The sequence below is a fragment of the Micromonospora sp. NPDC050417 genome (genome assembly GCF_044458865.1).
Lineage (GTDB): Bacteria > Actinomycetota > Actinomycetes > Mycobacteriales > Micromonosporaceae > Micromonospora_G.
Genome location: NZ_JBITIH010000015.1, coordinates 22,251 through 47,441, shown reverse-complemented (window position 1 = coordinate 47,441; position 25,191 = coordinate 22,251). Strand labels below are relative to the sequence as shown.

16 protein-coding genes are annotated in these 25,191 nt (G+C 69.1%); 7 read left to right on the top strand and 9 right to left on the bottom strand.

The window, feature by feature from the left end; all coding sequences use genetic code 11:
* Window positions 1-10: 10 nt before the first annotated feature.
* Together ACIBF5_RS19985 and ACIBF5_RS19980 are read right to left on the bottom strand one after the other, a co-directional pair.
* Window positions 11-922 carry a Wzz/FepE/Etk N-terminal domain-containing protein gene (locus ACIBF5_RS19985; RefSeq protein ID WP_396813668.1) on the bottom strand — a complete coding sequence of 304 codons (912 nt, stop codon included), beginning with the start codon at window positions 920-922 and terminating at the stop codon, window positions 11-13.
* A gap of 61 nt (window positions 923-983) precedes the next feature.
* Window positions 984-2,300, bottom strand: a complete 1,317-nt coding sequence (locus ACIBF5_RS19980) for a glycosyltransferase family 4 protein (protein ID WP_396813667.1) — start codon at window positions 2,298-2,300, stop codon at window positions 984-986.
* A gap of 461 nt (window positions 2,301-2,761) precedes the next feature.
* On the opposite strand from ACIBF5_RS19980, the gene ACIBF5_RS19975 reads away from it, so the two are divergent.
* Window positions 2,762-6,445 carry a PQQ-dependent sugar dehydrogenase gene (locus ACIBF5_RS19975; protein WP_396813665.1) on the top strand — a complete coding sequence of 1,228 codons (3,684 nt, stop codon included), beginning with the start codon at window positions 2,762-2,764 and terminating at the stop codon, window positions 6,443-6,445.
* Window positions 6,446-7,053: 608 nt separating this feature from the next.
* The gene (locus ACIBF5_RS19970) at window positions 7,054-10,782 is read left to right on the top strand and encodes a PQQ-dependent sugar dehydrogenase (protein ID WP_396813663.1); all 3,729 of its coding nucleotides are present in this window, start codon (window positions 7,054-7,056) and stop codon (window positions 10,780-10,782) included.
* Between the two features lie 119 nt (window positions 10,783-10,901).
* Here ACIBF5_RS19970 and ACIBF5_RS19965 read toward each other — a convergent pair whose 3' ends face one another.
* The 4 genes from ACIBF5_RS19965 to ACIBF5_RS19950 form a co-directional block, all read right to left on the bottom strand.
* Window positions 10,902-12,410, bottom strand: coding sequence for a lipopolysaccharide biosynthesis protein (locus ACIBF5_RS19965; protein ID WP_396813661.1), 1,509 nt, complete (start codon window positions 12,408-12,410; stop codon window positions 10,902-10,904).
* Complete coding sequence (locus tag ACIBF5_RS19960) at window positions 12,410-13,324, bottom strand: glycosyltransferase family 2 protein (protein WP_396813659.1); 915 nt, start codon at window positions 13,322-13,324, stop codon at window positions 12,410-12,412. The genes ACIBF5_RS19965 and ACIBF5_RS19960 overlap by 1 nt, the downstream gene beginning before the upstream one ends.
* Window positions 13,325-13,408: 84 nt before the next feature.
* Window positions 13,409-14,578, bottom strand: a complete 1,170-nt coding sequence (locus ACIBF5_RS19955) for a methyltransferase domain-containing protein (protein WP_396813657.1) — start codon at window positions 14,576-14,578, stop codon at window positions 13,409-13,411.
* On the bottom strand, window positions 14,575-15,615 hold the full coding sequence (locus ACIBF5_RS19950; RefSeq protein ID WP_396813655.1) for an NAD-dependent epimerase/dehydratase family protein: 1,041 nt from the start codon (window positions 15,613-15,615) through the stop codon (window positions 14,575-14,577). Before ACIBF5_RS19950 ends, ACIBF5_RS19955 begins: the two co-directional genes overlap by 4 nt.
* 179 nt (window positions 15,616-15,794) lie before the next feature.
* Here ACIBF5_RS19950 and ACIBF5_RS19945 point away from each other — a divergent pair, with 179 nt between their 5' ends.
* Genes ACIBF5_RS19945 through ACIBF5_RS19925 form a run of 5 tightly spaced genes read left to right on the top strand, consistent with a single transcriptional unit; the run spans window position 15,795 to window position 21,168 of the window.
* Entirely contained in the window at window positions 15,795-17,054 is a 1,260-nt protein-coding gene (locus ACIBF5_RS19945) for a methyltransferase domain-containing protein (RefSeq protein WP_396813653.1), read from the top strand.
* Window positions 17,054-17,917 (top strand): glucose-1-phosphate cytidylyltransferase, encoded by an 864-nt coding sequence (locus ACIBF5_RS19940; protein ID WP_396813651.1) that lies wholly within the window; start codon window positions 17,054-17,056, stop codon window positions 17,915-17,917. The genes ACIBF5_RS19945 and ACIBF5_RS19940 overlap by 1 nt, the downstream gene beginning before the upstream one ends.
* On the top strand, window positions 17,917-18,555 hold the full coding sequence (locus ACIBF5_RS19935; protein WP_396813649.1) for a PIG-L deacetylase family protein: 639 nt from the start codon (window positions 17,917-17,919) through the stop codon (window positions 18,553-18,555). The genes ACIBF5_RS19940 and ACIBF5_RS19935 overlap by 1 nt, the downstream gene beginning before the upstream one ends.
* 22 nt (window positions 18,556-18,577) lie before the next feature.
* Entirely contained in the window at window positions 18,578-19,879 is a 1,302-nt protein-coding gene (locus tag ACIBF5_RS19930; RefSeq protein WP_396813647.1) for a polysaccharide pyruvyl transferase family protein, read from the top strand.
* Window positions 19,876-21,168, top strand: coding sequence for a Coenzyme F420 hydrogenase/dehydrogenase, beta subunit C-terminal domain (locus tag ACIBF5_RS19925; protein ID WP_396813645.1), 1,293 nt, complete (start codon window positions 19,876-19,878; stop codon window positions 21,166-21,168). Before ACIBF5_RS19930 ends, ACIBF5_RS19925 begins: the two co-directional genes overlap by 4 nt.
* A gap of 34 nt (window positions 21,169-21,202) precedes the next feature.
* Here ACIBF5_RS19925 and ACIBF5_RS19920 read toward each other — a convergent pair whose 3' ends face one another.
* From ACIBF5_RS19920 to ACIBF5_RS19910, 3 genes are all read right to left on the bottom strand, one after another.
* A complete protein-coding gene (locus ACIBF5_RS19920) occupies window positions 21,203-22,567 on the bottom strand; it encodes a hypothetical protein (protein WP_396813643.1) in 1,365 nt (454 codons plus the stop codon).
* Between the two features lie 96 nt (window positions 22,568-22,663).
* The gene (locus ACIBF5_RS19915) at window positions 22,664-23,896 is read right to left on the bottom strand and encodes an AI-2E family transporter (RefSeq protein WP_396813641.1); all 1,233 of its coding nucleotides are present in this window, start codon (window positions 23,894-23,896) and stop codon (window positions 22,664-22,666) included.
* 104 nt (window positions 23,897-24,000) lie between these two features.
* The gene (locus ACIBF5_RS19910; RefSeq protein WP_396813639.1) at window positions 24,001-25,185 is read right to left on the bottom strand and encodes a low temperature requirement protein A; all 1,185 of its coding nucleotides are present in this window, start codon (window positions 25,183-25,185) and stop codon (window positions 24,001-24,003) included.
* Between the last annotated feature and the right edge of the window lie 6 nt (window positions 25,186-25,191).

Genomic DNA, 25,191 nt, shown 5'->3' with positions numbered 1-25,191 from the left:
CGGGCCGTGGTTATTTGCCCGTGTCGTCGGTGGGACGGCGGACCGCGGTGAGCAGGATCGTGTCGTCGGACTGCGGGGCCCGGACGAAGTCCGCCGAGATCTGCTGCGGCGTGCCGCCCGCCCGCTCGCCGGCACTGGGATTGCCCTGGCCGCCGAGGTTGCCGACGTTGCCGACCACCTGGGTGGCGTCGCCCGCGTCGGAGCCGCCCTTCGGTCCGGGGATCGGTCGCCGGGCGCCACCGACCGTGGCCTGTCCGGCGTTCCACGCCATCGACGGACGACCGCCGTGCCGCTCGGTCAGCCGGGCGCGGTCCCGCCGACGAACGATCGCGTCGAAACCGACTGCGGCGGCGGCGGCGAGCAGCAGGCCGATGGCGACCACCACGATCTGGGCCCGGAGCACGTTGGAGCGGGACTGGACGATGTTCAGGCCCGGGTCGAGAACCTGGGTGGTGATCTGCTCGCCGGCCTTCGGCTTGTACTCGGCCTGCTTGCCGGCCACCTCTTCGCCGATCAGCTTGGTCACGGCGGTGACGGTGGCGAGTGCTTCTCCGTGGCTGGCCGCGGTGACCTCGATGGTCAGGATGGGACTGCGGTTGACCAGCCCGACCTCGTAGTCGAGATTGCCGCCGGCGGCCTGCACCTTGACCCGTGCCTCGTGCGCGGAAATCAGGATCTGGATGGCCTGTGCCATCGAGTTCTCGCCGGCTCGCAACCACGGGTTGCCGGGCTGGGGGCTCGCGTTGGGCGTGGGGGCGGCCGGGCTGGTGGTCGGTGGCACCAGGAGGACCGCCGCCGAGGTCTTGTATTCGGGCTGGATCGCGGCACCGAGCGTGAACGCGGCCGCGAGGGTCAGGACCACGACCGGCGTCGTGACATACCATCGCCGAAACATGAGTTTCAGCAGGTCGAGAAGGTCCATCAATCGACCCCTTTAGGTGCGCGAACGGATGCGTCAGAGAATTGGTGAGGTTGGTCCGGACTCACGGGACCGACTCTTTCGTACCATGCTGGGGTCGAGTCTGGCGCGAGGCATCCGTCCCGGTTTTGTCCGAAACCGAGTTGTAACCCGCTGGATTGCGCCGGAGTAGCCGATCCCAGAGTCTGATGTACGTCGTGGCCTGGTGGTCCCAGGCTAGCTGGTCGGTGAAGCGTCGCCGGGCGACCACGCTCATTGCGTTTCTCGCGGCGTCGTCGCCGAGTAGCTGGTCAAGAGCCTTGGCGAGTTCGTCCGGGGTGCCGTTCGGCACGTAGCTGGCCGCGTCCTCGGCGGTACGCCGGGTCTCCAGCAGGTCGACGGCGACGACCGGAAGGCCACGGGCGACGTATTCCACCGTCTTCGCCATGGTCGACAATTCGGCCATTCGGGTGGGTGGATCCGGCTGGATGGCGATCGACGACGACCGTAGGAGGGCGTCGACCTCGTCGCCCTCCAGCCATCCGGTGAACGTCACCACGTCGGAGATGCCCCGCTGATCGACGAGCTCGCGCAGCTCGGGCAGGCACTCTCCGTCACCGGCGATCACCATCCGCCAGTCCTCGCCGCCGCGGAGGCCGACCAGGTGCTCGGCGGCCAGTACGGCGGCTTCGACGTGGTCCTGTGGATTGATGACACCGAGGTAGACAATTGTTCGACGATTGGTGACAGCGGTCGGACTTGTTTCGACCGGTTCCGTCTCGACCGATTCCGTCCTGATCGGTCCCACCTCGGCCAGAGTAGGTCCATTTCGGACCACCACCACCCGTGCCGGATCGCAGCCGCCCCGGGTGATGGCCAGTTCGCGGTACGACTCGTTGGTCGAGACCACGGCCGAGGCGCAACGCCAGGAGAGCTTCTCGAACAGCCGCAAAATGCGCAGTACCGCTGGTCGGGGATGCTCCGTCTTGCACTCGTACAACTCGGGACTCAGGTCGTGGTGGTCGAAGACGAACGGACGACCGAGGGCCCGCATCAGGAGCGCGACGACCCAGAACACGTCAGGGGGGTTGCACGCCTGCACCGCGTCGACCCGCGAGCGCAGCATGATCCCGAGCAGTCGGGTGGTGACCGCGATCAGCGCCCAGGCGAACTCGGCGGCGAAGGAGAGCACGCCGGTGCCGGCCAGTGGCTGTGGGAACGACCGGATCGCGGTGTCGACGGATCCGGGCAGCGTGGTCAACCGCCCCGGGCCGCGTGGGCAGATCACGGTGACCCGGTACCCGGCCGCTTCAAGGGCCAGGCACTCCCGGATCACCCGGCGGTCCCGTTCGACAGGCAGGTTGACCACGACGATGACGACATGTGGACGTCGGCTGGCCATCCCCAACTCCGATCCGCGCAGCTCGGACGATGTTTTCGATGGAAGGTCGCGGCGTGTGCACGCCGCGACCGGAAGAGTTCCCGGGTACCGGGAGATTGTTCTACGAAGACATTTCCCTACCGGCGCGGGATGGGCAAGCAGCGGCGATTCGCGAGTGATGTCGACTTAATTACAAGGCGGAGGCCGATCGGCCGATTGCTCTTTCATGCGTTCATCCGGACTTCATCAGTACGTACGGTTACGTTGCGGGTGGACGCCTCCCGTGCCCTCCCCGGCTAGCCTGCTGAAACACCTGCCAAGTGAAAGTGCCGGTCGGTCGCGCTGAGTCGATGCTCAGAACGAGCCATTTGTAATTGTTGATGAGATGGCTACCCTGTGCCTGCGGTCGTCCGGCTGGCACCGGTGACCGCATCCGGTACGCGGACACGCGTACCCCGGTGGGGGTGTGGGGGAGGGGTGCGATGACGCGCCTGCGTCGAATCATGCGCTTGGGACTGGTCGGGGTCCTGTTGGGCAGCGTGCTGGCACCGTTGCGGGCGACCGTGGCGGAGGCGGTGACGCTGCCCACCGGGTTCCAGGAGCAGATCGTGTTCAGCGGTCTCGACCAGCCGACGAACATCGAGTTCGCCCCGGACGGGCGGGTCTTCGTGACCGAGAAGGGCGGGCAGATCAAGGTCTTCGACGACCTGGCCGACCCGACGCCGACCATCTTCGCCGACCTCTCCACCAACGTGCACAACCAGTGGGACCGGGGCCTGCTCGGGCTGGCGCTGCCCCCCGACTTCCCGACCACCCCGTGGGTGTACGTGCTCTACACCTACGACGCGCCGCCCGGCCAGACCGCACCGGTCTGGAACGACACCTGCGGTGATGCCAACAACGGTCGGTGCGTGGTCACCGGCCGGCTCTCCCGGTTGCAGGCCAACGGCAACGTGATGACCGGCAGCGAGCAGGTGTTGATCCACGACTGGTGCCAGCAGTACCCCAGCCACTCCGTCGGTGACCTGCGCTTCGGCGCAGACGGCATGCTCTACGCCAGCGCGGGTGACGGCGCCAGCTTCAGCGCCACCGACTACGGCCAACTCGGCAACCCAATCAACCCCTGCGGTGACCCGCCGGGCGGTTCGATGACCCCGCCGGGTGCCCAGGGCGGTGCGCTGCGCGCCCAGGACGTACGGACCACCAGTGACCCGACCGGGCTGGACGGGACGGTGCTCCGGCTCAACCCGACCACCGGCGCCGCCGCGCCGGGCAACCCGCTGATCGGCTCGGCAGACCTGAACGCCCGCCGGATCGTCGGGCTGGGAATGCGTAACCCGTTCCGGTTCACCATGCGCCCCGGCACGAACGAGGTGTGGCTCGGCGACGTCGGCTGGAACGTCTGGGAGGAGATCGACCGGTTGGTCAACCCGAACGCCGGGACGACCAACTTCGGCTGGCCGTGTTACGAGGGCGCCAGCCGGATGTCGAGCTACGACAACGCCAACCTGAACCTCTGCGAGAGTCTCTACAGCGGCACCGGCCAAATCGCGCCCTACTTCACGTACAACCACACCGGGGCCGTGGTGCCGGGGGAGAACTGCAGCTCCGGTGGCGACGCCATCTCCGGCCTGGCCTTCTACCCGACCAGCGGCGGCAACTACCCGGCCGCGTACGCCGGTGCGCTCTTCTTCGCCGACTACTCGCGCAACTGCATCTACGCGATGCGCCCGACGACCCCCGGCGGACTGCCCAGCCCGAACAACATCGAGGCGTTCGGGCAGGCCGCCGCGAACCCGACCGACCTGGCCATCGGGCCGGGCAACGAGCTCTACTACGTCGACCTGGGCGGCGGCACCGTACGCCGCATCCGCTATTTCCCCGGCAACCAGCCGCCGGCCGCGTTGATCAACGCTCAGCCCACCTCGGGCACCGCGCCGCTGACCGTCAGCTTCGACGGCACCGGATCGACCGACCCCGACCCGGCGGACGAGGGGCGGCTCACCTACCAGTGGGACTTCACCAACGACGGCACGGTCGACGCGACCACGCCGACCGCAAGCTTCACCTATCCGGCCGGTGGGACGTACACGGCCCGGCTGACCGTCACCGACACGCTCGGCGTCACGGCCAGCACCACCGTCGCGATCCAGCCCGGCAACACCGCGCCGACGGCGGTGGTCGACTCCCCGGTCGCCGGCACCACCTGGAAGGTGGGCGACACGCTCAGCTTCAGCGGCCACGCCAGCGATCCGCAGCAGGGCACGTTGCCGGCAAGCGGTCTGAGCTGGCGGCTGCGAATGGAGCACTGCGAGACAGTGGGCAACTGCCACACCCACCAGCTCCAGGAGTGGACCGGGGTGGCCTCCGGGTCGTTCGTCGCGCCGGACCACGACTACCCCTCCTACCTGGAGCTGGAGCTGACCGCGCGGGACGCCGACGGGCTCACCGACACGGTGGTCCGCCGGTTGGACCCGCAGACGGTCGACCTGACCTTCACCAGTGAGCCGGCGGGGCTCCAGCTCAGCGTCGGGGCGTCGGCCGGGACGACGCCCTTCACCCGTACCGTGATCGTCGGTTCGACCAACACGGTGAGCGCGCCGAGCCCGCAGAGCGCCAACGCGCAGGCACACACGTTCGCCAACTGGTCCGACGGCGGCGCGGCGACGCACGTGATCACCGCACCGGTCGGCGCGACCACCTACACGGCGGCTTACGCCAGCGCCGCAGGCTGCGCCGACAGCTTCGGCTACACCTGCACCACGACCACCGAACGATCGTTCGAGCAGGCGGGGGACGCGGTGTTGCCGCTCACCGGCGACGAGGACGTCGCCCAGGTCAACCTGCCGTTCGCGTTCCCGTTGTACGGCGAGACGCACGGCACCGCCTGGGTCTCCACCAACGGCTTCCTCTCCTTCTCCGACCCGGGGTCGGCGGCGCCGCTGAACGGGCCCGTGCCGGACGCCGCACAGCCGAACGGGGCGATCTACCCCTTCTGGGACGACCTCGTGCAACGGGCCGACTCCACCGTGCGTACCGGGGTGCTCGGCACGGCGCCGAACCGGCGCTTCGTGGTCGAGTGGCGCAACAGCGGCGTCTACGGGTCATCGTCGGCCCGGGTCACGTTCGCCGCGGTACTCAGCGAGCAGGGGGAGATCACCTTCAGCTACGCGGACCTGGCGGGGAACGGGCGGGAGCAGGGCGACTCGGCGACGGTCGCGATCGAGGACGGTACCGGTGCGGTGGCGCTCGGCTACTCGCTCAACCAGCCGGTGCTGCGCAACGGCACGTCGGTGGTCTTCACCCCGCCCGGCGCGACGCCGCCGCCGACCACCGGCACCCTCTCCGGCACCGTCACGGCGCTGGCGACCGGCCTGCCGGTGGCCGGGGCGACGGTGACCCTGTCGCCGGGAGGCCGGGCGGCGACGACCGGGGTCGACGGGTCCTACACCCTGAGTGCGGTGACGCCCGGCGGTTATACCGTCGCCGGCTCGGCGCTCGGTGGGCTGCTCACCGGTTCGACCCAGGTCACCGTGGCGGCCGGCGGTACGCACACCGCCGACCTCGCCCTGGTCACGCCGCCGACGGAGGAGCCCGGGTACGCGAAGACGACCGAGTCCCGGGCGTTCGTGCCGGCGGAGGGTGCGTTGGTGCCGTTGACCGGGGACGACGCGGTGGCGCAGGTGAGCTTGCCGTTCGCGTTCCCGTTCTACGGGCAGAACCACAGTTCGGTCTGGGTTTCCAGCAACGGGTTCGCTTCGTTTGTCGATCCGTCCGGTGCTCAGCCGGTCAATACCGGGCTGCCGGATGCGGGTCTGCCGAACGGTGCGCTCTATCCGTTCTGGGATGACCTGGTGATTCGGGCGGACACCACCATCCGTACCGCCGAGACCGGCTCCGGTGCGGACCGGAAGTTCGTGATCGAGTGGCGCAACATCGGCATGTACGGGTCGTCGTCGGCCCGGGTGACCCTGGAGGTGATCCTCTCGGTGAACGGTGAGATCGCCTTCAACTACGCCGACCTGGCCACCACCAAGCCGGCGGAACTGGGCGGTGGTGCCACCGTCGGCATCGAGAACCCCGCCGGTACGGCAGCCGTGCAGCACTCCGTCGACCAGCCCACCCTGGTCAACGGTACGGCGATCGTCTTCTACCCGGTCTCCTGATCGGGCAGTCGACCAGCGGTGGTTGATCGTCTGGTACGGGCAGCTGACCGGTCGTTAAGTCGACCCGGTCGGCTGCCCTCGGCGGTCGGCGAACCGACAGCCCGGCGGGAAGTGTTCCGGTAATTCTGAGACGGCACCATTTCGACGATTACCGACCGCCAACCGGGAATCGTCACACGCGGATGCGATGGATGACCCGTGGCGATTCGGGTCCAGGGGCAGTGAGGCTTCCCGGACCCTTCAGATGCAGATAAGCCGAGGTCAGCGGGGCCTTGATGTTTTGGCGTCCAGGGGACCGGGGTACCGATACATCACGGAAACATGTCAATCGCAACACGGTGAGTAGCACAGGGTCGGGTTTGTTCGGCGGCAGGACCGTCCTCATCGGACGTTCGCGTGTCGATACAGTGACGCGGTCCCGACGTAACCACCTTTCACGACGGTCGATCGGATGATGCGGTTCGGCTGACCGGGTGCCAACACAGGCCGCTAAGGGGGCGAGCATCGCTCCGCGAACTGACAGCCTGACTGCGGCCGAGCACTGAATTCCGTATTCGCGCATGTCCTGCGGGCACCTCGGTACCGCGCCGTAAGTGAGGAGAGCAGTGATGCCGAAGCAATTCCGGCGCGCACTGTCAATCGTGCTCGCACTGGGCCTGAGTCTGCCCGCGTTCACCGGCCTGTCATTCGATACCGACCGGGCCGTCGCGGCCGTTCCGGCAGGCTTCACCGAACAGGTCGTCTTCACCGGACTGACCCGCCCGACCAAAGTGGTCTTCTCACCGGACGGGCGGGTGTTCGTCGCCCAGAAGAATGGCCAGATCAAGGTTTTCGACAGCACCTCGGACACCACCGCCACGATCTTCGCCGACCTGCGTACGAACGTGTTCGACTTCGAGGACCTCGGGCTGATCGGGCTGGCGCTGGCCCCGAACTTCCCCGCCGACCCGTACGTCTACGTCAGCTACAGCTACGACGGGCGGATCGGCGGCAGCGCGCCCACGTACAACGACACCTGTGCGGTCACCGGTAGCTGTCTGACCAGCGCCCGGGTCTCCCGACTGCGGGCCGACGGCAACGTGATGACCGGCGCCGAGCAGGTGCTGCTGCACGACTGGTGCCAGCAGATCGAGTCACACTCGATCGGGGAGCTGAACTTCGGCCCGGACGGCGCGCTCTACGTCACCGGCGGCGAGGGGGCCTCGGCCACCTTCACCGACTACGGCCAGGCCGGCAACCCGAGCAACCCCTGCGGAGACCCACCGGCTCCGGCCGGCGGGTCGATGACCCCGCCCACCGCCGAGGGGGGCGCGCTGCGGTCCCAGGACATCCGTACCTCCGGCGACCCGACCGGGCTCTCCGGCACCCTGATCCGGATCAACCCGGCCACCGGTGAGGCGATGCCGGACAACCCGTTGGCAGCCAGCTCCGACCCGAACAACCGGCGGATCCTGGCGCACGGCCTGCGCAACCCCACCCGCTGGACCTTCCGCCCCGGCACCAGCGAGATCTGGGTCGGCGACGTCGGCTGGCGTACCTGGGAGGAGATCAACCGAATCTCCAACCCGGCGGCCGGACCGGTCCGTAACTACGGCTGGCCCTGCTACGAGGGGAACAACCCGCAGAGCGGCTACAACTCGGCGAACCTGACGCTCTGCGAGAGCCTCTACAGCGCACCCGCGGGCACGGTCACCCCGCCCTACTACACCTACGCGCACAGCCAGGTGGTGTCGCCCGGCGACGGCTGCCCGACCGGTGGATCCGCCCCGTCCGGGGTGGCGTTCTACCCCGCCACCGGCGGAAACTACCCGTCGACGTACGCCGGGGCGCTCTTCTTCGCCGACTACTCCCGGGAGTGCATCTGGACGATGCGCGCCGGCTCCGACGGCCTGCCCGACCCGGCCAGCATCATCCCGTTCTCCAGCACCGTCTCCGGCCCGGTCGACCTGGAGGTCGGACCGGACCAGGATCTCTACTACGTCGACCTGACCGGCGGCACCGTACGTCGCTTCCACTACAGTGCCGGCAACCAGCCACCGGTCGCGGTCGTCACCGCCAACCCGGTCTCGGGCAACGCGCCGCTGCGGGTGAACTTCGACGCGAGCGGCTCGACCGACTCGGACCCCGGCGACATCCTCAACTACCAGTGGGACTTCACCAACGACGGCACCGTGGACGCGACCGGCGCCGCGGCCAGCTTCACGTACACCAGTGTCGGCACGTACACGGCCCGGCTGAGGGTCGCCGACATCGGCGGTTCCAGCGACACCAAGACGCTCCAGATCCGGGTCGGCACCAACGCGCCGGAACCGGTGATCGACACCCCGGCCAGTTCCTTCAACTGGCAGGTAGGGCAGACGGTGAATTTCTCCGGACACGCCACCGACCCGCAGGAGGGAAACCTGCCGGCCTCGGCCCTGCACTGGGAACTGATCAACCGGCACTGCTACGCCGCGGACAGCTGCCACACCCACCCGGTGCAGAACGTGGGTGGAGTGGCCGGGGGTTCCTTCGTGGCACCGGACCACGAATACCCGTCGTACCTGGAACTGACTCTGACCGCGACCGACAGCGGCGGGCTGACCGGTAGCACGACCGTGCGGCTCGACCCACGTACGGTCAACCTCAACCTGGCCAGCAGTCCCAGCGGGTTGACCCTCAACCTCAACGGCGCGGACGTGACCACCCCGGCGACCCGGCAGGTCATCGTCGGCTCGACCAACACGGTGAGCGCGCCCACCCCGCAGGCGATCGGCGCGTCGACCTTCGACTTCGACCGGTGGTCGGACGGTGGTGCCCGTACCCACGTGGTGACCGCACCGGCGAGCGCCACCACGTACACCGCCACCTACGGGGCCGACTACGGCGGCGGCGACTGCGGTGACACCTTCGGGTACACCTGCACCACCGCCACCGGTCGCACCTTCGAACGGGTCGACGACACGGTGCTGCCGCTCACCGGAGACGACGCGATCACCCAGGTGACGCTTCCGTTCCCGGTCCCGTTCTACGGCCAGAGCTACACCACCGCCTGGATCGACACGAACGGAAAGATCTCCTTTGTGAACCCCGGGCCGGCCTGGGGTGTGAACTCCCCGATCCCGGACGCGACAGTGCCGAACGCCTCGATCTACCCGTTCTGGGACGACCTGGTGATGCGGGCCGACTCCAGCGTCCGGACCGGCGTGATCGGCAGCGCGCCGGACCGCCGGTACGTGGTCGAGTGGCGCAACGTCGGGATGTACGGCTCGTCCTCGGCGCGGGTCACCTTCGAGGCGATCATCTCCGAGACCGGGCACATCACCTTCAACTATCTCGACCTCGCCGCGTCGAAGCCGGCCGAGTTGGGTGGCGGCGCCACGGTGGGGATCGAGAACGCGGCCGGCACAGTCGCCGTGCAGTACGGCATCAACCAGCCGCTCCTGGGCAACAACAAGGCCGTCATCTTCACCCCGCCCAACGGTGGACCCCCGCCCGAGCCGCCGCAGCCGCCGACCACCGGCACGGTGACCGGGACGGTGACCAGGGCGGTCGGGGGTACACCGGTCTCCGGGGCCACGGTGACCCTGTCACCGGGAGGACGGACGGCGACCACCGCGGCGAACGGGACGTACACCCTGACCGGAGTGACGCCGGGCAGCTACACGGTCGCCGGTACGGCTCCCGGTGACCTGACCGGTTCGGGGTCGGTGACCGTGACAGCCGGTGGCTCGCACACCGTGAACCTGGCGTTGACCGCGCCACCGGTGCAACCGCCGGGCGGCGACGGCGACTACACCACGTCGGTCGAGTCCCGGGCGTTCGTGCCTGCGGAGGGTGCGTTGGTGCCGTTGACCGGGGACGACGCGGTGGCGCAGGTGAGCTTGCCGTTCGCGTTCCCGTTCTACGGGCAGAACCACAGTTCGGTCTGGGTTTCCAGCAACGGGTTCGCTTCGTTTGTCGATCCGTCCGGTGCTCAGCCGGTCAATACCGGGCTGCCGGATGCGGGTCTGCCGAACGGTGCGCTCTATCCGTTCTGGGATGACCTGGTGATTCGGGCGGACACCACCATCCGTACCGCCGAGACCGGCTCCGGTGCGGACCGGAAGTTCGTGATCGAGTGGCGCAACATCGGCATGTACGGGTCGTCGTCGGCCCGGGTGACCCTGGAGGTGATCCTCTCGGTGAACGGTGAGATCGCCTTCAACTACGCCGACCTGGCCACCACCAAGCCGGCGGAACTGGGCGGTGGTGCCACCGTCGGCATCGAGAACCACGCCGGCACCGCAGCGGTCCAGCACTCTCTCAACCAGCCCGTCCTCGCCAACGGCAAGGCGATCGTCTTCCGCCCCGAGTGAAAGGAAGGGGCCCTTCTTATCGTTTTCGGTAGAGGAAGGGCCCCCTCCTAACGAAGCCCCGGGAGAGCCGGATCTGCCACGAGCCGAGGGTGGCCGCCTCGGCGTCGGAGATCCTGGCGTCAGGGGCGGCGGTGGAGACGGTCGAGGATCAGTTGACGGGCGCGGCGGTCGATCGCCAGGAGCACCGTCGCGGCGATCAGGCTGGCGGTGGCGCCGAGTACGAAGACCCCGAGCAACGGGTTGAGGTGGTTCACCCCGATCCGGTCGGTGGCGAGCGGGGTCAACGCCGCGGCGCCCGCCGCCAGCAGGGCCGGCAGGGTCGGGGCGAGGAACCGGAGGATCGAGGCACCGATCGCCCGGCGCAGGGTCACCCAGATGGAGATGGCGTTGACCACGAGCTGCATGCCGATCCCGGCGAGGGCGACCGCGCTCGCCTCGGTGACGTCGTCGCGCCCGTTGAGCAGGAAGCCGACCGCGGCCAGGGTCGCCACCCCGAGGATGCCCCGGGTCCAGAGGATCGCGGCGAGCTTTGCCGGCTGCCCGATCGCCTGGAGCGCCGGGCCGAGCAGGACGCCGAACACGTTGATCGCGCCGAAGAGGCAGAGCAGCCGTAGCGGGATCTCGGTGCCGGCCCACTCCGGTCCGAGGAAGCCGACCAGCGGGTGCGCGGTCGCCGTCAGTACGCCGAGCACCGGCAGCCCGGCGATCGCGCCGAGGTGTTGCAGTTTCGTGAGGTGGACGGCGAACGCGTGCCGGTCCTCCTGAAGACGGGACAGCGACGGCAGGGCGACCTGTTGCAGCGAGCGGACGGTGACGTCGACCAGCATGTCCGGCAGCCGTGAGGCGAGCCGGTAGATGCCGGTGGCGCCGGTGCCGAAGAAGATGCCGGTGAAGATCACGTCGGCCTTGGAGCTGAGCATCAGGCCGAGCCCGGCGTTCGCCGAGTGGGCGGAGAAGGCCCAGAGCTCGCGGATGGCACCGAGCCGGGGCCGGCGACTGGGCCGCCACGGGCAGACCACCCAGAGCACGATCAGGCTGACCACGCTGGTGGCGAGCTGCTGTGCCACCAGCGCCCAGATGCCCGCGCCGGCCAGGGCGAGCGAGATGCCGAGGATGCCGCTGATCGCGGCGGCCAACAGCGTACGGATGGCGACCGCGCGGAACTGCAACTCGCGGCGGAGCACCGCCTCCGGCACGATGGCCAGCCCTTGCAACAGGACCAGCGGGGAGAGCGCGAGGCAGACCGCCGTCAACCCGTCCGGGTCGCCGTTGATCAGAGACCAGACCGGACTGAGCAGTGCGGTGAGGGCGCCGACGCCGAGGCCACCGAGCACAGTGACGCCGAAGGCGGCGTCGAGGTGCTCCGGGGTGAGCTTGTCCCGCTGCACGATCGCGGAGACCAGCCCCTGCTGGATGATCGTCTGGGCGATGAGGATGAAGACCGTGGCCATCGCCACCAGGCCAAACTCGTGTGGCCCGAGGAGCTTCGCGAGCAGGAAGGTGACGACGATCGACGAACCGACCCGGCCGGCGGTGAGCAGGTACGACCAGCCGATCGCCGACCGTACCCGGCTCCGGGTGGGGGCCGGGGCGGACTGGGTCGTCGTGTCGGGGGTGGTGTCGACCACTAGGCGTTTCCCTTTGCGGTGCTGGTGCGCGAACGTCGGCTCAGACGGCGGCGCCACCGGCCGAGGAACACCCGTACCCGCCGGGCCCACCACGCACCGAGGAACGCGCAGGCCGAGCTGATTCTGGTGCCGAACGGATCGTCCCCGCTCAGGAGTGTGCGGAACGTCTCCAGCAGCATTCGCTGCCGGGGTGCCCGGACCTTGCCGCTCTCCTGCGCGTACCAGGAGAGGGCGGAGGCGGGCGTGGCGTCCTTGGCCTGCCGGCTGGAGGCGCCGTGCATCCGGCGATGGAAGAGCGGGTGGTCCACCTCGTGGATCTCACCGAGCCGGGCAACCTCGGCGACGAGGGTGTAGTCGGAGGAGAGGAAGGGGCGGATCATCCCGGTGCGGCGCAGTGCGGAGAGGCGGAAGACCCCGAAGTGGGCGTGACACAGGTTGATGTTGAGAGCCACCCCGGCGACCCGACGCCACGGGCGGTGGTCGCGCAGGTTGAGCCGGTCGGCGTACGGGCCGATCACGGTCCCGACCTCGTCGATCAGCACGGTACGAGGATAGGCGAGCACTGCCTGTGACCCTGCGGCGTCCAGGGCCTGGACGCAGGTGCTCAGGAACGTCGGTAGACAGACGTCGTCGTACGCGACCCACTTGAACAGTTCGCCCCGGGCGAGTTCGGCGACCCGGGCGTAGTTGACGTGGCCGCCGAAGTTGCGCGGGTTGCGGTACAGCCGGAATCGTGGGTCGGTTGCCGCGTACCGCTGGCAGATCTCCCAGGTCCGGTCGGTGGAGGCGTTGTCGCTCACGATGATCTCGAAGTCCTGGTAGTCCTGCGCGAGCAGCGCGTCCAGGCAGCCTTCGAGGTACCGCTCGGCGTTGTACAGGGGAACGCCGAGACTCACCCGGGGCGCTCCGTCCATCACTCTCCTCAGCTTCGAGTGATCGTCGACAAGGTGTGTGGTGTGGAACGGGTGCCTGCCGGTCGGGACCATCTGTCCATCGCCTCAGGCGACCAGCAGTTCGGCGGTGACGCCCAGCTCGCGGAGCGCGGTGCCGATCTCGTTCCGGTACGCGGGGTTGGTGATGATCACCGATCGCGTGCCCAGGTCGGTCAGCCTCGCAGGGGAGCCTACCGCGTGTCCGGTCACCGGCAGGTATCTGCCCCATTTGCGTGGGTTGACGTCGACTACCGCGGCGAGTCGCTCGTCTGGATCAGCCAGGTGCAGGAACTGCACGCCGCGCGAACCGGCACCCCAGAGCACCGGCTGGTCGCCGGCGGCGAGCAATCGGTCGATGGTGGAGCGCCAGTGTTCCCGTTCGGTCGCGTGCCGGGCGTCGAATCCGGCGATCGACTCCAGTTGGCGGTCCCGGTCGGCGGGACCGGGCAGTCTCCGGTCGGTCGTGGTCGGCGGCACGTTCACCGCGATCTCCACGAACCGGAACATCCCGGAGAAGAGTGGACCGGTATCCGCGACCTGCCAACCCGCCCGCTCCACGATCCGGCACAGCGAGTACGCGTCGAAGTAGGAGACGTGCGGGTAGATCACCTCCCAGCCGGCGGTGGCGAGGTCGTAACAGGCGTCCGGCACCTCCAGGTAGCCGCGTACCGGTCGGTCGCCGGCGAGTTCGCGCAGGCGTACGAGGAAGCCGTGCGGGTCGTCCAGGTGCTCGAACCAGTGCCGGGAGGTGACGAAGTCGAACGTCGGCGTCGTCTCGTCCAGCGGCGCGTGCCCGCTGTGGAGGACCGCCCCGGACGGATCCGGTCCGACCGGCCCGGCGTACATCGCGTCGTACCCGTGGCCCCGGCAGCCGGCGACATGGCACAGCTCGCGGAGGAACTCACCCTGGCCGCAGCCGATGTCGAGCACGGTCGCGCCGGCCAGCGAATACCGCGACGCCAGGTGTTTGACCAGCTCCGCGGAGAAGGTCTGGAAGGCCGGCGAGTGGTGCAGGTTGGTGTCCATGGTGGTGTCGTAGACCAGCGCCGCCGGGTCGAAGGCGAGGTTGCGCACGTACGCGCACTCCGGGCAGTAGCCCAGTCGCATGTCGCCCAGCGGTGAGGCGAGCGCCTCGTCCCGACTGGCCCAGTGCACGCCACAGAAGACCGGGATCGCGCCCAGGTCGGCGAAGGGGACGAGGGCGGCGCTGCCGCACGCGTCGCAGATCCGGCTCACGCCGGCACGCCAGCGGTCCAGCGCAGTTCCTGGTCGAGCCGGCCGGCCCCCTGGAGGGCCTGGATCCGGCGCAGCCGCTGGTGTCGCTCGCCCCGGAACACCTCGATCGTCAGGCCGTGCCGCTGGTACGCCTCGACCAGTTCCTCGATCCCCTTGCGTACGGTCCAGCGGGGCTGGAAACCGGGCACCTCGGCGGCGATCAGGTCGCAGCTCACCCGGTAGTTGCGGGAGTCGGCCGAGGCACCGCCGGCGAAGGTGACGGTGGAGCCGTCCACCACCTCGGCGACCAGTTCCGCGACATCCCGAATCAGGTAGTTTTCGCTGCTCACGCCGATGTTGTACGCCTTCGCGTGCACCTGCTCGCGGGGCGCCTCCAGCAGTGCCAGGAAGGCGGCGCAGATGTCCTCGGCGTGCACCAGGGGACGCCAGGCGGTGCCGTCGGAGAGGAGTCGGACCTCGCCGGTGAGCAGGGCGCTCGCGGTCAGGTCGTTGACCACGAGGTCGCCGCGCAGCCGGGGGGAGAAGCCGTACGCGGTGGCGTTGCGCAGGAAGACCGGGGAGAAGTCGTCGTCGGCAAGGGTGCTCAGTCCCTGCTCCGAGAGGATTTTCGACTCGCCGTACGGGGTGACCGGTGCGAAGCCCGCCTGCTCGTCCAACGGGCGGTCGTCCAGCCCGGCGCCGTAGAGGCTGCACGAGGAGGAGAAGAGGAAACGGGTCACCCCGGCCGCCTTCGCCGCCTCGGCCAGCCGCACCGTGGCCCGGTGGTTGATGTCGTACGTCAATTCGGCGTTGAGGTTGCCGATCGGGTCGTTGCAGAGGGCCGCCAGATGGCAGACCGCGTCGAAACCGGCGAGGTGCTCCGGCCGTACGTCGCGCAGGTCCAGCCGGAGGGTGGGTACCTCGGCCGGAGCCGGGCCGAGCAGACAGTCGGCGTAGAGATCGGTGTCGAGGCCGGTGACCTCGTGGCCCGCCGCCTGGAGCAGCGGAGTGAGCACGCTGCCGAGGTAGCCGTGATGACCGGTGACGAGAACGCGCACGGCAAAGCTCCCGGGGGTCCGCGGGGGTGAGAAGCAGAGTTTATGAGCGGTCTCTGATCATGAAGGAGGAGTGTCGGACTTTTTACTGAACACCCCGGCTCTTAATCGCTGGAACTAGCGTGTCCGAAGCGTGCCGGCGGGCGCCGCGCGGATGTGGGCGAATATTCGGGGTGGATGGCATGACCATTGCGGAATGTCGGCTCTGCGGCACGGGATTGACCGAGACCTTCGTCGACCTCGGCATGTCTCCGCTCTGTGAGAGTTACCTGCCTGTCGACCGGTTGGACAGCGCCGAGACGTTCTACCCGTTGCATGTGCGGATCTGTTCCAGTTGTCTGCTTGTGCAACTGCCGGCGTACGTGCCCGGAGAGGACATTTTCTCCGACTACGCCTATTTCTCCTCCTATTCGGATTCGTGGGTGGCGCACGCCAAGCGGTACGCCGACATGATGACCGAGACGCTTGGCCTCGGCCCGGAAAGCCTCGTCACCGAGGTTGCCAGCAACGACGGCTATCTGCTCCAACACTTCGTCGCCCGGGACATCCCCGTGCTCGGCGTCGAGCCGGCGGCGAACATCGCCGAGGTGGCCCGGGGCAAGGGCATCCGCACCGAGACGTACTTCCTCGGGGCCGAGACCGGCGCGGAACTCGCCTCCCGGTACGGCCGGGCCGACCTGGTGGCCGGCAACAACGTCTACGCCCACGTGCCGGACCTGATCGGCTTCACCGCCGGGCTGGCCGCGCTGGTCAAGCCGACCGGGCTGGTCACGCTGGAGTTCCCGCACCTGCTGCGTCTGATCGAACGCCGGCAGTACGACACGATCTACCACGAGCACTACCAGTACCTCTCGCTGCTCACCGCGCAGCGGGCGCTGGCGACGGCGGGTCTGGCCGTCGCGGACGTCGAGGAACTCTCCTCGCACGGCGGATCGCTGCGGGTGCACGCCCGACCGGCCGCGGCGGACAATCTCGGCCCGACCGGTTCGGGTCTCGGCTGGGAGCCGTCGAGCAACGTCAAGTCGGTGCTGGATGCGGAGGCCGAGGCCGGTCTGCATACTCTCGACGGCCATCGCGGCTTCGCCGAGGCGGTCTTCATGATCAAGCGGAACCTGCTCGACTTCCTGCTCACCGCGCGGGCGGAGGGCAAGCGGGTGGTCGGGTACGGGGCTCCGGGCAAGGGCAACACGCTGCTCAACCACTGCGGTATCCGATCCGACCTGCTGGCGTACACGGTCGACCGGAGTCCGTACAAGCAGGGGCGGTTCCTTCCCGGCACGCACATTCCGATCCACGCACCCGAGCGGTTGGCCCAGGACCGTCCCGACTATGTCCTGGTGCTGCCGTGGAACCTGCGTACCGAGATCTCCAGCCAACTGGCGTACGTCCGCGAGTGGGGCGGCCGGTTGGTCTACCCCATCCCGGAGCTTGAGGTGGTCTGATGAAGGTCGTCCTGTTCTGTGGCGGACTGGGTATGCGAATGCGGGAGGGTGCCGCCTCGGCGCCCAAGCCGATGGCGATGATCGGTGACCGGCCGCTGCTCTGGCACGTCATGCGCTATTACGCCCACTTCGGACATACAGACTTTATTCTCTGTCTCGGATACGGTGCCGCCGCAGTGAAGGACTACTTCCTGCACTACGACGAGACGCTTTCCAACGACTTCACCCTCACCATGGGGGGCCGGGACGTACGCCTCTTCGCCACCGACATCACCGACTGGAACATCACCTTCATCGACACCGGGCTCGGCGCGTCGATCGGTGAGCGGCTGATGCGGGTCCGTCGGCACGTCGACGGCGAGGAGATGTTCCTGGCCAACTACGCCGACACCCTCACCGACGCACCCCTACCGGCGATGATCGACCGGTTCCGGGACTCGACCGCCACGGCCAGCCTGCTCGCCGTACCGGTGCAGTCGACCCACCACGTGATCGACATCGACGAGTCCGACCAGGTGAGCCGGGTCCGGCCGATCCGCGAGCTGATGCAGTGGGAGAACGGCGGCTACTTCATCCTCCGGCCGGAGATCTTCGACGAGTTGCGTGAGGGCGAGGACATGGTGCCGCACGCGTTCGACCGGCTGCTGCCGCAACGCCGCCTGATGGCACAGCGCTACACCGGCTTCTGGCGCGCCGCCGACACCTTCAAGGACCGGGCCGAGCTGGAAGAGCTCTACCACTCCGCCAGTTGCCCGTGGATGCTCTGGGACGCCAACCGGCACAGCGGGGCACCGATCCCGGCACCGCTCGGGGCCCAGATCGACAACCCGTTCACGGCCGACACCCACGCCCTGATCCGCTGATGACGACGTTGCGACTGGGTTCGGTCCGCTCGCTGGTCCTGGTCGGGGCACATCCGGACGACATCGAGATCGGCGCCGGTGGACTGCTGCTGGCACTCGGTGCGGTCAACCCGGGGCTCCGGGTGCACTACCTCCTGCTCACCGGTACGCCGAACCGGCAGGCCGAGGCCCGCGCCGCCGCAGCCGCCTTCCTGCCCGACGCCCAGCTCGACTTCGACCTGCACCAACTCCCCGACGGCCGGGTGCCCGCGCACTGGGAACAGGCCAAGCGGGCTATTGACGCGGCTGCCGCCGCGACCAGTCCTGATCTGGTCCTGGCGCCGGGGGCGGACGATGCCCATCAGGACCATCGCACCCTGGCCGAACTGGTACCCACCTCGTTTCGCCGCGCGTCGGTGTTGCACTATGAAATCCCCAAGTGGGACGGTGACCTGGGCCGGCGCAACATTTACCTGCCGCTCACCGACGAGCAGGCCCGGCGCAAGGTGGAGTTGCTACACACCAGTTACCCCTCCCAGAAGGATCGGGACTGGTGGGACGACGAGGTCTTCCTCGGGCTGGCCCGGCTGCGGGGCATGGAATGCCGATCCCGGTACGCCGAGGCGTTCCGGTGTGAGAAAGCGGTAATCGAGATATGACCCAGCACAGCGAGCCGGCCCGATGAGCGGCGAGGCGCTGTCCGCCTGCCTGTTCGGCGTACCGGGATCCCACCTCAACCTGGGGGTGGGGGCGTTGCGGGCGGCGACCCTCGGCGGGCTGCTCGCCCGGGAGCCACAGGCCGACATCACCGTCTTCGACGACGGCTGGGGCCAGCGCTCCGGGCACGCCTTCGTCGGCGGTCGGCCGGTCTCGATCTCACTCGCCGGCGCCCGGCACTCCCGGCGGTACCACCGCCCCGAGTCGTACCTCAACATGCGGGTCAGCGCGGCGCTCGGCGGATTCGGCAACTCCGGCGTCGCCCGGATCGACCGGGCCGACGTGGTGCTCGACGTCAGCGGTGGGGACAGCTTCAGCGACATCTACGGCGAGCACCGGTTCCGTACGGTGGCCTGGCCCAAGCGACTCACCCTGCTGCGCCGCCGGCCGCTGGTGCTGCTGCCGCAGACCTACGGGCCGTTCCGCTCCGACCGGATCCGGGCCGAGGCCGCCGCGCTCACCCGGGGCGCCGCCATGGCGTGGGCCCGCGACCCGGAGAGCTACGCGGCCCTGGGTGAACTGCTCGGTGCCGACCTGGACCCGGCCCGGCACCGCGAAGGGGTCGACGTGGCCTTCGCGCTGGAACAGCGCCCGCCGGACCAACCCGCGCGGGAGACGCTGGAGCGGTGGTTCGCCGCCGCGAGCGGCCCGGTCGTCGGCATCAACGTCAGCGGGCTGATGGCGCGGGCCGAGGGCAGGGCCCAGTTCGGCCTCGCCGCCGACAGCGCCGAGGTGGCCCGCCGAATCTGCGAGCGTCTGCTCGACGAGGTGGACACCCGCGTGATCATCGTGCCGCACGTGCGTACGCCGCAGGGGACCGACGACGACACCGCCGCGAGCGACCGGCTGCACGCCGCCCTCGTCGGGCGGTACGGCGATCGGGTCACGGTCAGCCCGCCCGGTCTCGACCCGCACCAGACCAAGTGGGTGATCGCCCGTACCGACTGGTTCTGCGGGATGCGGATGCACGCCACCATCGCCGCGCTCTCCACCGGCGTGCCGGTGGCGAACATCGCGTACAGCCTCAAGGCCCGGGGCGTCTTCGCCAGCGTGGGCCAGGAACGGCACGTGGCCGACGCCCGCAAGCTCGCCGACGACGATCTGCTCGACGCCCTCTGGAGGTCCTGGACCTCCCGGGCCGACACGGCCGTCGAACTCGCCGAACGGATACCGGTGGCGATCGCCCGCGCCGGTGAGCAGATGGACGAGATCGTCGCCGTGGCCCGTGCCGAACGGGCCCGGCGCGGCGCGGGAGCACGCCGGTGACGCGGCCCCAGACCGTGCACGACGTGGCCGCGCACAAGCTCTGCACCGGGTGCGGCGTCTGCGCCTACCTGGCCCCCGACGAGATCCGCATGGTCGACGTGCTCGACCAGGGGCGCCGACCGATCCCGATCACCCCGGTCGGCAGGAGTTCCGGGAGCGGCGCCGCCGCTGCCCTGGCCTGCTGCCCCGGCGTGAAGCTGGAGCACCAGGCGAGCGCCCCCGCACCCGGGGAGATCCCCGAGCTGCGGGCCGCCTGGGGGCCGGTCCGGAAAATCTGGGAAGGGTACGCCGCCGACCCGAAGATCCGGTTCGCCGGTTCCAGCGGTGGGGTGGCCACCGCGCTGGCCGCGTACTGCCTGGAGCAGGAGGAGATGGCCGGGACGCTGCACATCGGTGCCCGCGCGGACGTGCCGTACCTGAACGAGACCCGGTTGTCGCGCAGCCGCGAAGAGCTGCTCGCCGCCGCCGGCTCCCGGTACGCCCCGGCCAGCCCGGCCGACCGGCTCGACCTGGTCGAGTCGGCCGACGCGCCCTGCGTCTTCATCGGCAAACCCTGCGACGTCGCGGCGGTCCGGATGGCGCGAGAGGTACGCCCCGCCCTGGACGCCCGGGTCGGCCTCACCATCGCGGTCTTCTGCGCCGGCACCCCGAGCACCGCCGGCACGCTGGAGATGATGCGTCAGCTCGGGGTGACCGACCCGGACCGTGCGGAGTCGGTGCACTACCGGGGCAACGGCTGGCCAGGGCTGGCCCGGACCCGGACCGTGGACGACCCACCGGGGGAGTTGCGGACGCTCACCTACGAGCAGTCCTGGGGCGACATCCTGCAGAAGCACCGGCAGTGGCGCTGCTACCTCTGCGCCGACCACACCGGCGAGTTCGCCGACGTCGCGGTCGGTGACCCGTGGTACCGCCCGACCGGCGACGACCCGGGACGCTCCCTGGTGCTGGCCCGGACCGAGCGCGGCGTACGCCTGGTCGAGGCGGCGATCGCGGCGGGTGCGTTGGTGCTGGAACCGGTGGCGGCGGAGATCCTGCCGGCCTCGCAGCCGAACCTGCTCCGCGCCCGGGGGGCGGTCTGGGGGCGGATGAGCACGCTCCGGGCCGCCGGACTGATGACCCCCCGGCTGCGCCGGTTGCCGATGGCCCGGATGTGGTTCCGGCACCTCTCGACCCGGGAGAAGCTTCAGTCGACCGTCGGTACGGTCCGTCGGATCAAGCGCAAGCGGTTGCGTGAGCCGGCCGTGCTGACCCCGTACCGGGACGCACCGCACGACCGTTCGGTGTAGCGCCGGGCCGGGGCGAGCGGCCCTCGCGTCGGGCTCACGGAACGACCGGTTGGCCGCTGTCGAACCAGACGTTGCTGCTCCGGTCCCAGCTGATTCCGGCCTGGTCCGAGCGGGCGATGACGCCGTAGCGGAAGTTGCGGCCGAACCGGTTGCCCCGGATCACGATGTTCGACGCGACCAGGTCGTCCCTTACCCCGATCGAGTAGTTCCCGCCGTCGCAGTAGTTCTCCTCGACCAGCAGGTTCGTCACGGAGTCACTGGTGGTGGAGCCGATCATCAGGCACGCGTTGAGCGGATCCTCGGTGCCGGGCTTATGTGGTTCGAGCCGGTTGTGGCGGACCACGATGTTGTCTCCGCCGGTGGTCTGCAAGGTGTCGTTGTGCGAGTCCGGCACCCGGGCGAGATCGTGGATCCAGGAATCCACAACGGTGGTGTTGGTGCTGAGTCGGGGACCGTCGACCACGTTGTGGATGTTGACCCGGCGCAGGGTGTAGTTGGCGCAGCAGACCGCGGACGAGTTCCGGCCCATGCCGTTGATCTCGACGTCCTCGACCACCAGGTTGCTGGCCGACTCGTACGTCCGGATCGAGAAGGTGGCGCTGTCGCAGGTGATCCGCGAATTGCGGATGACCACGTTCGCCGCCCGTACGGTGACGCAGCCGGTGATGTTCAGGTTGCTGATTACCTCGCCCGGCTTACGCAGGTCCAGCGAACCGGACTCCCGCAGCACCGTGCCGGCCGGTACGCCGGTGCTCTCGGCGGCGGGCCAGTAGCTCATCGGGGTGGGGGCGCCGGCGGCGTTCTCGGCCGAGGGCGGGTCGGTGCCAAAGTCCTTCGGGGGCGGCGTGGCGGCCACCGAACGGCCCGGACTGTAGGGCCTGCCGTTGGCGGTGGAGTCGACGATGCTCGCCGGGGCGTCCGGACTCTGCCGGAACGGCTGCCGGCACCCGTCGACCCGGACCCGCAACGCGGAGTAGCCGCCGGGAACGATGCCGTCGGTGTGCTCGTCGGTGCACTCGATCCGGGTGTCCTCGATGACCGTGTCGCGTACGCCGGGGCGGATCCGGACGGCGGCATCGCCGCCGGTGGCGACCGTGAGCATGCGGAGCGTGACGTGGTCCGCCGCGATCTCGATCGGGCGGCTGATGGTCTGACCCCAGAGCACGGTGTTCGGCTGATCGATCACCAGCGGTGCGTCCCGTCCCGGTCCGGCCAGACTCACGATCAGGTAGCCGGTGCCGGCGACCACGGCAAGGCAGATGCCGATGACCACGACAAGTAACGGGCCGCGTCGGGGTGAACGCGGCTCCACCGCCCCGTCCGGCGTGGACGCGTTGGCCGGACCCGTGTCGTCGGGAGAGGGTGGGGGGACCGGCGGTGCAGATTCGTCACCAGTCATCGATGCCCCCTCAGAGATCTTGAATGATCCTACAAGCGGGTTTGGAAGAGACGGAATTGCTCTTTGTGACGGATTGTGGACTGACAATGAGATCGGTCACCGTGTCTGCTGACGCGGCAGCACAACCTCCCGCAGGATCAGCTGAATCGCCGCCATCGCGGGAATCGCCACGAGGGCACCGATCACGCCGAAGAGAGCCACCCCCACCAGGGCCGCGACGATGGCCGCCACGTCGTTCACCTTGACCGACCGCTCCATCACCTTGGGGTAGATCAGGTAATTCTCTAGTTGCTGGTAGATGACGAAGAAAACGAGGCAGGCGATTCCCGCCGGCAAATCGGTGGCGAATCCCACCAGGCTGACGATGACCGCGCCGAGGGTGGCACCGATCTGTGGCACCAGATCGCAGACGGCCACCACGACGGCGAGTGCGAAGGGGTACGCCAACCCGACGATCATGGCGAAGACGAACGTACAGAGCCCCGCCAGCACGGCGATCGCCAGCGCACCGACCATGTACGCGCCGACCTTGGCGAGGATCTCGTCCGTGATCAGGCTGACCCGCTGCCGGCGGGAGGCGGGCACCAGGGAGTAGCCGAGGGTCTTGAGTCGGTCGAAGGCGGACATGAAGTAGATGGTCAGGACCAGCACGGTCAGTACGTTGAAGATGGCGCCGAAGATGAACTGGGCGCCGCCGAACACACCACCGACCGCCTGGCCGATCGTCTCCGGGTTCGCCGCCGCCTGGATCCGGTCCATCAGGTCGTACCGCTCGACCAGCTCGTTCACCGTCGCGTTGCGGCGCAGCTCCTCGACGTACGTGGGCACCTGTTCGAGGAACTGCCCGGTCTGCGTCACCACCGGCGGGACCAGCGCGAAGATGCCACCGGCGAGCACCAGCAGCACGGTCAGCGCGACCACCGTCACGGCGAGCCCGTGCGCCAGCCCCCACTTGCGCAGCCGAGCCACCGCGGGATTGAGCCCGATGGCGAGGAAGAGGGCGATGAAAATCAGGATGAGCATCGAGGCCGCGCCGCGTACGGCGAGGAAGGTCGCGTACGCCAGCAGCACCCCCAGCCCGCCGGTGAAGCCGATCAGGAACGGACTGCGACGTAGCGGCCGGCCGGGCTGTCCGAAGCGGCCCGGGGCGTACTCCCGGGTTTCCGGGGTGTTCTGCTCGGGGCCGTCGGATGGCTCCGCTGTCAGCGCTCCCGACGCCAGGGTGCCTGCCCGGGTGGCCGCTGCCGGCTCGCCAGCCCGGCGTTGTTCCGGCGTCGGCGCGTTCCGTTCGTCCTCGGCGGTTCCCGCCTCCGGTTCTTCCGCCGCCACCGGCCCCTCCCGCCTCGCGTTTCCTGTCCCGGCAGGTTATCGGTAACCGGCCAGCCCGACCCTCGCCGGGCCGGCGCGACCGGTGCTGCTCAGACCGGTGCTGCTCAGGCCGGCGGCGACGGTGTCTCCGGCACCCGTCCCCAACTGCGCGCGGTGTCCGACACCGCCATTCCGGCCAGGACGACCGTCGCGGCGGCGGCGATCGCCACCGGCGGCAGCAGGATCATCGCGGGGGTGAGCGCGGTGAGAAACAGCAGCGCCACCATCCTTGATGTGGAGATCCGGCCGAAGACCTCGTATTCGAACCGGGCGCGCCCGAGCACGAAGAGGGCGGGGCCGCCAAGCAGGACGAGGACCTTTCCCCAGTTCGTGTGGCCGAGCGGGTCCCGAAGGATGATCTCGAAGCTGGCTGCGGTGATGACGATCCCGGCGACCATCGCCAGGTGGGTGTACGGGGCGACCCGGAAGAACCGCCGCGTCTCGACAACCGACTCGATCGCCAGCGGCAGCACCTCGCCGGCCCGGTGGGAGTAGATCCGCCAGAGCAGCAGGGAACTGGTGAACGCGACCACGAAGGCCAGGGACCGGCCGAGGTCGAAGTCGGTCCTGCTGAAGGTCAACCCGATGACCAGGATTCCGTCACCGAGGGCGATGATGATGAACTGCTGGTAGCGCTCCGCGAGGTGCTCCGCCGTGACGTTGTACTGCGTCTTCGGCAGCCGGCCGAGCAGGGGAGTGGGATAACCCAGGCTGAACGCGCCATAGTCCAGCACCAGCGCCAGTCCCCAGAGCCCGGCTCGGAGCCCGGGGTCGTCGGCGAGCCCACCCATGATCCACGGTACGGCGGAGAGGGCGAACCAGAAGAAGATTCGGATTGCGCGTTTCTGGGCCTGTTGCCCCCGCAGCAGCGGGACGAGGAAGAGTCCACGGCTGAAGTGGATGCCGACATAGGCGCACGCGAAGACCAGACCGTACTCGCCGAAGGCCCGGGGCAGTGCCGCCGCCATCAGCAGGCTGCCCAGCATCACCGTGATCGTGATCAGCTTGATCGAGAGCTGTTGCGGGTCGTACAGGTCGGTGAGGAACGCCGTGATCGACCAGACCCACCACATTCCCATCAGGAGCAGTAGCGACTCGATGGCACCGAGCCAGGTGTGGTGGGTTGCGAGGTGGCCCGAGATGAGCGCCAACGCGACGACGTACACCAGGTCGAAGAAGAGTTCCAGGAGAGTGACCCGGCGCGAACCCTCCGGGTCGCGTTCCAGTGCGGCCTGGTCGCTGGCCCTCATCCCCGG

What these genes read in the sequence shown, in the direction of transcription:
- ACIBF5_RS19975 (WP_396813665.1), top strand. Translation starts at nt 2,762, where the DNA reads ATGACGCGCCTGCGTCGAATCATGCGCTTGGGACTGGTCGGGGTCCTG.
- ACIBF5_RS19930 (WP_396813647.1), top strand. Translation starts at nt 18,578, where the DNA reads ATGAGCGGCGAGGCGCTGTCCGCCTGCCTGTTCGGCGTACCGGGATCC.
- ACIBF5_RS19960 (WP_396813659.1), bottom strand. Translation starts at nt 13,324, where the DNA reads ATGGACGGAGCGCCCCGGGTGAGTCTCGGCGTTCCCCTGTACAACGCC.
- ACIBF5_RS19920 (WP_396813643.1), bottom strand. Translation starts at nt 22,567, where the DNA reads ATGACTGGTGACGAATCTGCACCGCCGGTCCCCCCACCCTCTCCCGAC.
- ACIBF5_RS19945 (WP_396813653.1), top strand. Translation starts at nt 15,795, where the DNA reads ATGACCATTGCGGAATGTCGGCTCTGCGGCACGGGATTGACCGAGACC.
- ACIBF5_RS19935 (WP_396813649.1), top strand. Translation starts at nt 17,917, where the DNA reads ATGACGACGTTGCGACTGGGTTCGGTCCGCTCGCTGGTCCTGGTCGGG.
- ACIBF5_RS19970 (WP_396813663.1), top strand. Translation starts at nt 7,054, where the DNA reads ATGCCGAAGCAATTCCGGCGCGCACTGTCAATCGTGCTCGCACTGGGC.
- ACIBF5_RS19910 (WP_396813639.1), bottom strand. Translation starts at nt 25,185, where the DNA reads ATGAGGGCCAGCGACCAGGCCGCACTGGAACGCGACCCGGAGGGTTCG.
- ACIBF5_RS19980 (WP_396813667.1), bottom strand. Translation starts at nt 2,300, where the DNA reads ATGGCCAGCCGACGTCCACATGTCGTCATCGTCGTGGTCAACCTGCCT.
- ACIBF5_RS19985 (WP_396813668.1), bottom strand. Translation starts at nt 922, where the DNA reads ATGGACCTTCTCGACCTGCTGAAACTCATGTTTCGGCGATGGTATGTC.
- ACIBF5_RS19940 (WP_396813651.1), top strand. Translation starts at nt 17,054, where the DNA reads ATGAAGGTCGTCCTGTTCTGTGGCGGACTGGGTATGCGAATGCGGGAG.